The following is a 6,992-nucleotide window of genomic DNA, read 5'->3' as shown; positions in this document are numbered from 1 at the left end:
ACGTTTTGCTGTTCAGTTTTCAAGGTTCAAATTTCCACGTTGCTTCAAGAGCAACTTCTATAATTTAGCATCGCTGAGCGAAAGAGTCAAGTCTTTTTTATTATTGTAAAAAACTTAATCTGTTCGAGCGACATGTAATATCATAATACATTAGTTTCTTGATTGTCAACGCTTAAATTGAAAATATCCTCAAAGTGTTTTGAAGTACATCTATTCTTGTGCAGTATTTTGCTATTCTTTAACTTGCTATAATGAAGAAAGCTGACGGGGCGACTTCCCTGTCAGCTTTCTTCCTGTAAAATTATTTAGCGCTTGTTTGAATAATAACGATGGAAGATACCTTCGCTTTTTGTCTTTACGCCGTTAATTGCAATTAAATCTTTTTCGATTAAAAACTCAATTAGCACTTCAAGATTGGAAGAATAATTTTTCAATTCTTCCTGTTCGTGCAATTCCTGAATCGTCCAGCTGCTTTGCTTCTCCATTACTTCACGAATATGTTGTGATCCGTCTTGTGTGCGAGAATGGATGAAGAACTCGCTGGCTAAGAATAAAAGCTCCAAGCGCTTGTCAATCGGTTCATCGCTTGATATGAGTTCTTCGTACAATTTATAGATTGCCGGCTCCATCTTCTTCACCTGTGACCACACTGTCACTTCAGGCGGAAGCCCATTCTCAAGAACGGATAATCGAGCCAAATGATGGAGCGACTCTACCATGTGATGATACGCATCTAAATAATTTTTTTCTTCGAAGAACATTTTACCTTCTAGGTACCGGCGGATCAGTTTAGCAAACTCCAGCCCCATTTTGATTTTTCTACCGTAGAAGGGATACTCTTTCAATTCCGTTTTGAGCTTTTCCATAAATTCATTGCGATCATATATGACACGGCCGTTAAAGAGCCAGTCGACAATTTTACGGTTTGTTCCCAATAGAAGCCACTTATGCAATTGCTTTTCTGTGATGATGTGCATTGCCGCTTTTTTATCCAAGTACGTATAATGTTTTGTAAAAACTGGTGTTTCATTTTCTTTTGTAATGATCAGAAGGATTGAATCGAATGTATCTGTAATTGGGCTGATGTCTTCTCTCTTCTCTATTAGGATGACACCGAGCGTTGTTTCCTGGCTCGCGCGTTCTTGATATAGCGGTCTCAATATTTGTTCCATCCGTCGTCACTCCCTGCAGTCTATCTTTGTATGTTTTATGATGCCCTGTATGCTCTAGGCATGCAAATATTCTAAGGCGTTTTTCTTTATTTCGACATATTTCTCTCATATTCCTTTAACGGAATTAGCTTAACCCTTTTTGTGGACGTTTGTGATATAGTATGATGGACGCAAGGAGGAACCGCTCATGAAATCTTATAAAAACAAAATCAACCGCATCCGGACCTTCGCTTTGGCATTGATTTTCATCGGCATCGTGATTATGTATGTCGGTATCTATTTCCGTAACCAACCGATTGTAATGGTCATCTTTATGCTGCTCGGTGTTGTCGCCATCATCGGAAGCACGGGTGTCTATGCTTGGATCGGCCTGCTGTCGATGAAAACCGTCCCTGTACAGTGCCCGAATTGCGAGCGCCATACAAAAATGCTCGGACGTGTTGATATCTGTATGCATTGCAATGAACCGTTGACGATGGACCCTTCTCTTGAAGGTAAAGAATTCAACGAGGAATATAATAAGAAAAAGCCACAACTATAAAAAAAGAATGCCCGCCAAATCGGCGGGCATTCTTTTTATTGGGCTTTAGCTGACTCGCTATAACAATCGCGGCATGTCCCGTAGATTTCCAAACGGTGGTAATCCACCTGGAAGCCTGTTACATGGGACGCCAGATGTTCCACTTCGTCCAATCCAGGATAATGGAAATCGACAATCTTCCCGCACTCGTTGCAGATCATGTGGTAATGATCGTGTGTGACAAAATCAAAGCGACTTGAAGAATCCCCGTAGGTTAATTCTTTTACCAGTCCTGCTTTTTTAAAAACACGCAAATTATTATAAACGGTGGCTACACTCATATTGGGAAAGGCCTTTTCAAGCGCGCGATAAATATCATCTGCTGTCGGATGCGATGTAGAATGGATCATAAACTCCAAAATCGCATGACGCTGGGGTGTAATTCTGACACCTGTAGACTTCAATGTATCGAGTGCGTCTTTCAATTGGGCTTCAGACATCGCTGGGCACCTCACTTCGTATATATTCTTACATTGTAATCGTTATAATTAGTGTACCTAAAAAAACCTTTGCGTGTCAAGAAATCGCTATAGGACGCTAATTTTCTGTTTATTCCACTAGCTAATTTTTGAATTAAAAAAGCAGCTAGGTATAGAACCCAGCTGCTTGAAGTTTCCGCTTACTCTGCGTGAAGCCCTTTTTCTTTAGAACCTAGTTGCTGGTTGACGAATCGTGCTGCGACAAAGAGAAAATCGGAAAGCCTGTTCAAATATGCCAGGACGTTAGGCGAAACGCCTTCCCCTATTGCAATAACATTGCGTTCGGCGCGGCGCACGATCGTCCGGGCTACATGAAATGCCGCTCCTGCGGGATGGCCGCCTGGCAAGATGAAGTTACTAAGTGGTTGGAGTTCTGCGTCATATTCATCGATCCATGTTTCCAGTCGAGTGATATGTTCCTGCTCAAGTTTCCATTTCACTTCTTTTCCTGCCGGGGTCGCTAATTCCGCTCCAACGTGGAAGAGAATTGTTTGGATCTGATGGAAGATTTCACAAAGAGCTTCTTTTTGCTCGAAAAATTCTCCATTCAAATGCCCTACACCGAGACCGATCATCGTATTGGCTTCATCACACGTTCCATAGGCTTCGACGAGCGGGTCGTTCTTTTTGACGCGGCTGCCGTATACAAGTGAAGTCGTTCCTTTGTCTCCGGTTTTCGTATAGATTTTCATCTTCAATAACCCCTTTTCATATCCACTGGATTTGATGGTGATTTATCGCCTTTAATCCAAGCGTGTAAATTCGGAATGAAAACATCCAAGGCGCGCTCGACGTATTTTCCGGAATGGCTCGAAACATGCGGGGAAATGATGACATTGTCCATCTTCCAATACGGATGGTCTGCCGGCAGCGGTTCTTCTTCGAAAACATCCAATACGGCATAACCAATTTCGCCGCTTTCCAGCGCTTCAAGCATCACTTGGTCTTCCACCAGATCACCGCGGCCTAAATTCATGAAAATCGCATCCTCTTTCATCGCCTGGAAATGCTCTTTCTTCAATAGATGATAAGTTTCCTTCGTGCTCGGCAATACGGACAGAACAATATCAGCATTTGGAAGAACGGCTGATACATTTTCAATAGAAACCATTTCATCCATATATTCAGCATCATTTCCCGAACGGTTGCAGCCGATCGTCTTAACTCCGAATGCTTGAAGCAAGCGGCCGATTTCCGAACCGATTGCCCCAGGACCGAACAGGACGACTGTAGAACCTGCCAGTTCGGATGATTTGGTTTTCCGGTTCCATTCCCTGTTGCGCTGGTTCTCATAAATGAATGGCAAGGAGCGTTTGAGCGACAGCAAATGGGCCAATGCGGATTCCGCCATCGGGGTTTTATGGATTCCTTTGACGTTCGAAACGATGATCCCTTTTTTTGCTATGGCCGCGTGGGGCATTTTTTCAATTCCTGCGCTTGCTACCATGATCCATTTCAGGTTGTCAGCGCTTTCGATATCTTCCGCCGTTAAATCTTCTCCGTATGTGACAACAATATCGGCTGTCGGCAAAAATGACTTGTTCTTATATAAGAAGTGGAAATTCACTTCAGGGAATTCGGCTTGAAGTCGTTCCTGCTGGTTTTCTCTTGGCACAAATGTAAATAGGACATCCATCAGATTCTTCCTCTCTCAGTCACCGCTGATTGCTTTTACAGTTTCCAACACTTCTTCGATATGTTCTTTCACTTTCACTTTGCGCCATTCCTTGATGACGGTACCTGTCGGGTCAATCAAGAATGTCGAGCGCTCGATGCCCCAGAATTCTTTGCCGTACATTTTCTTGAGCTTCCAAACCCCATAAGCTTCAGACACTTGGTGATCCTCATCAACGAGAAGCGAAAACGGCAAGCCGTGCTTGTCGATGAATTTTTGATGGCGTTCTTTGGAATCTGCACTAACGCCCAAAATCTCCGCGTTAAGCTCCGAGAAATCTTTTTCGGCATCGCGGAAATCGCATGCTTGGGTCGTACAACCCGGTGTCATATCTTTCGGATAAAAATAGAGCACGACGTATTTTTTCCCTGCGTAATCCGATAGGGAAATTGTTTCGCCCTGTTCATTTTGCAATGTGAAGTCAGGTGCTGCCAATCCTTCTAATGTAGCCAAACCCATCACTCCTTTTCTTTCTTCTATCGTACCGGACGGTTTCATTACTTTCAATTTCTTTGGCGTTTGCTGCTGATATTGTCTACAATAAGGAATAGATTATTTTAGGAGGCATTTTATGGATCACTCGATTTCCGAACAATTGCACCAAGAAGCGCTAGAACATATTGTCGGCGGGGTTAATAGCCCTTCCCGCTCTTATAAAGCTGTAGGGGGCGGCTCCCCTGTTGCCATGGATTATGGAAAAGGCGCCCACTTTTATGATGTGGATGGAAATAAATACATCGATTATTTAGCGGCTTACGGCCCGATCATCACAGGCCACGGTCACCCGCATATCGCAAAAGCCATTGCACATGCCGCTGAAACCGGCGTGTTATTCGGCACACCGACAAAGCACGAAGTGACATTCGCAAAAATGCTGAAACAAGCGATGCCTGCGATGGATAAAGTGCGTTTTGTCAATAGCGGGACGGAAGCTGTCATGACGACCATACGCGTGGCCCGTGCCTACACGGGACGGACCAAAATCATGAAATTCGCCGGATGCTATCACGGCCATTCCGATTTAGTGCTCGTTGCGGCTGGTTCCGGCCCCGCTACACTCGGCACACCTGATTCGGCAGGCGTCCCGAAATCGATCGCTGAAGAAGTCATCACGATTCCTTTTAACGATCCCGGGGCATTCAACGAAGCGATTAACCGTTGGGGAGACGAAATTGCCTGCATTCTCGTCGAGCCGATTGTCGGCAACTTCGGCATTGTTGAACCGGAAGAGGGATTTCTTGAAGAAGTCCATGCACTGGCGAAAGAGAAAGGTGCATTGATTGTCTATGATGAAGTCATTACGGCTTTCCGCTTCCATTACGGCGGTGCGCAGAATTTGCTCGGCCTTGAGCCGGACTTGACGGCGCTCGGAAAAATCATCGGCGGCGGTTTGCCGATCGGTGCATACGGCGGGAAGCGTGAAATCATGGAAACGGTCGCCCCGCTTGGACCCGCTTATCAGGCAGGGACGATGGCCGGCAATCCGGCTTCGATCCAAGCAGGCATCGCATGTCTTGAAGTGTTGCAAGAAAAAGGTGTTTACGAACGCATGGACCAACTTGGGGAACGTCTTGAATCAGGAATTTTGGCTGCTGCTGACAAACACGGCGTCACGATTACGATCAATCGTTTAAAAGGTGCCCTGACGATTTATTTCACCGATCAAAAAGTGAAAAATTACGAACAAGCGGAAGCAACGGATGGCGAAATGTTCGGGCGCTTCTTTAAACTGATGCTCGAGCAGGGCATCAATTTGGCGCCTTCCAAATACGAAGCCTGGTTTTTGACCACTGAACATACAGAGGAAGATATCGATACGTCGATTCGGGCGGTAGAGCATGCATTTGCCCAATTGTAAAAACGGATTCCTTTCTGAAGGGGGTGTTTGCCGATGAAACTCGGTGCGCGCATATTCAAAACTGGTATCGCTATATCACTTGCCTTGTTTCTGGCGACGCTTCTTGAACTTCCGACGCCGGTATTTGCAGGGGTAGCGGCGATTTTCGCCATACAGCCTTCCATTTACCGGTCATACCTGACATTACTCGACCAAGTTTACGGCAATTTGATTGGTGCTTCGATTGCCGTTATCTTCGTGTTGACGCTCGGGCCGAATTATTTGACGATCGGTGTCGCCGCTATTTTAGCGATCATCATTATGCTGAAATTAAAGCTGGAAAATACAGTTCCCCTGACATTGGTCACTTTGATCATCATTATGGACTCGCAATCGGATGACTTCCTCGTCTTCGCCTCTTTGCGATTCCTGACAGTGTTATTGGGGATTTTATCGGCTTTTATCGTCAATATGATCTTTTTGCCGCCAAAATACGAAACGCGCTTGTTCCAGTCAATCCATTCCGTCAGCGAAGATGTCATACGGTGGATCCGGATTTCGATTCGCCATGCTTCCGATCATTCCTCGGTAAAAGAAGACATCGGCAAATTGACCGAGAAGCTGGTGAAAGTGGACCAATGGTATTCATTTTATAAAGAAGAACGCAGTTATACGAAAAAGCAGCAATATACAAAAGCACGCAAGCTGGTACTCTATAGGCAGATGATTGCCACATCGAAAAAGAGCCTCGAAGTTTTGCGGCGCCTGAACCGTTATGAGAATGAACTGCGCGACCTGCCCGAACAATTCCATATGATGGTTCAGGAACGGCTCGAGAGCTTGGCGAGCTACCATGAACAGCTTTATATGAAATACATCGGAAAAATCCGTCCGGAACATAGCGAAAGTTCAGGGCCGGATGCGGTGTTGAAACGCAACGAAGTCATGTCGATTTTCGTTAAGGAAATCAATCTATCGACTGAAGTCGAAGAAGACGAATTTTCGGTTTACCATTTGATGCATGTCCTCTCTGCCCTGCTTGACTACGAAGAGCATTTGGAGCATTTGGACTTGCTGATCATCGCGTACCATAATTACCATAGCGAAGAAGTCGACAGCGATATCGAAAACGCCATATAAAAAACGCCCGGAAAATTTCCGGGCGTTTTTCTTATGATTTCATTCGTGGGTCGAGTGCGTCGCGCAGCCCGTCTCCCATTAAATTAAAGCCAAGTACGGTCAACATGAT

At 45.1% G+C, this 6,992-nt stretch carries 9 protein-coding genes; 3 read left to right on the top strand and 6 right to left on the bottom strand.

Annotation, left to right across the window (positions count from 1 at the left end):
- Positions 1-305 precede the first annotated feature (305 nt).
- Positions 306-1,172, bottom strand: a complete 867-nt coding sequence (locus ON064_RS16205; RefSeq protein WP_274625578.1) for a nucleotidyltransferase-like protein — start codon at positions 1,170-1,172, stop codon at positions 306-308.
- Between the two features lie 187 nt (positions 1,173-1,359).
- Here ON064_RS16205 and ON064_RS16200 point away from each other — a divergent pair, with 187 nt between their 5' ends.
- Entirely contained in the window at positions 1,360-1,713 is a 354-nt protein-coding gene (locus ON064_RS16200) for a YgzB family protein (protein ID WP_058381334.1), read from the top strand.
- A 35-nt stretch (positions 1,714-1,748) separates the two neighbouring features.
- On the opposite strand, the gene perR is transcribed toward ON064_RS16200, so the two are convergent.
- The 4 genes from perR to bcp all read right to left on the bottom strand — a co-directional run bounded on the left by perR (position 1,749) and on the right by bcp (position 4,359).
- Positions 1,749-2,192: a peroxide-responsive transcriptional repressor PerR gene (gene perR / locus ON064_RS16195; RefSeq protein ID WP_058381335.1), complete on the bottom strand. Its 444-nt coding sequence runs from the start codon at positions 2,190-2,192 to the stop codon at positions 1,749-1,751.
- 179 nt (positions 2,193-2,371) lie between these two features.
- On the bottom strand, positions 2,372-2,923 hold the full coding sequence (locus ON064_RS16190; protein WP_274625577.1) for a cob(I)yrinic acid a,c-diamide adenosyltransferase: 552 nt from the start codon (positions 2,921-2,923) through the stop codon (positions 2,372-2,374).
- A gap of 2 nt (positions 2,924-2,925) precedes the next feature.
- Positions 2,926-3,867, bottom strand: a complete 942-nt coding sequence (locus ON064_RS16185; RefSeq protein ID WP_274625576.1) for a D-2-hydroxyacid dehydrogenase — start codon at positions 3,865-3,867, stop codon at positions 2,926-2,928.
- Between the two features lie 15 nt (positions 3,868-3,882).
- Positions 3,883-4,359 (bottom strand): thioredoxin-dependent thiol peroxidase, encoded by a 477-nt coding sequence (bcp, locus tag ON064_RS16180; RefSeq protein WP_121301206.1) that lies wholly within the window; start codon positions 4,357-4,359, stop codon positions 3,883-3,885.
- A gap of 118 nt (positions 4,360-4,477) precedes the next feature.
- On the opposite strand from bcp, the gene ON064_RS16175 reads away from it, so the two are divergent.
- Positions 4,478-5,764 carry a glutamate-1-semialdehyde 2,1-aminomutase gene (locus tag ON064_RS16175; RefSeq protein ID WP_121301207.1) on the top strand — a complete coding sequence of 429 codons (1,287 nt, stop codon included), beginning with the start codon at positions 4,478-4,480 and terminating at the stop codon, positions 5,762-5,764.
- Positions 5,765-5,797: 33 nt separating this feature from the next.
- Positions 5,798-6,883 (top strand): FUSC family protein, encoded by a 1,086-nt coding sequence (locus ON064_RS16170; RefSeq protein WP_274625575.1) that lies wholly within the window; start codon positions 5,798-5,800, stop codon positions 6,881-6,883.
- 31 nt (positions 6,884-6,914) lie between these two features.
- Here ON064_RS16170 and ON064_RS16165 read toward each other — a convergent pair.
- On the bottom strand, positions 6,915-6,992 hold a 78-nt coding region (locus ON064_RS16165; RefSeq protein WP_274625579.1), incomplete at its 5' end, for an oligopeptide transporter permease oppC.

The organism is Planococcus sp. A6, assembly GCF_028823615.1.
In the GTDB taxonomy this organism is placed as follows: domain Bacteria; phylum Bacillota; class Bacilli; order Bacillales_A; family Planococcaceae; genus Planococcus.
Note: the sequence above shows the minus strand (reverse complement) of the source record. Positions and strands in the feature narration are given on the sequence as shown.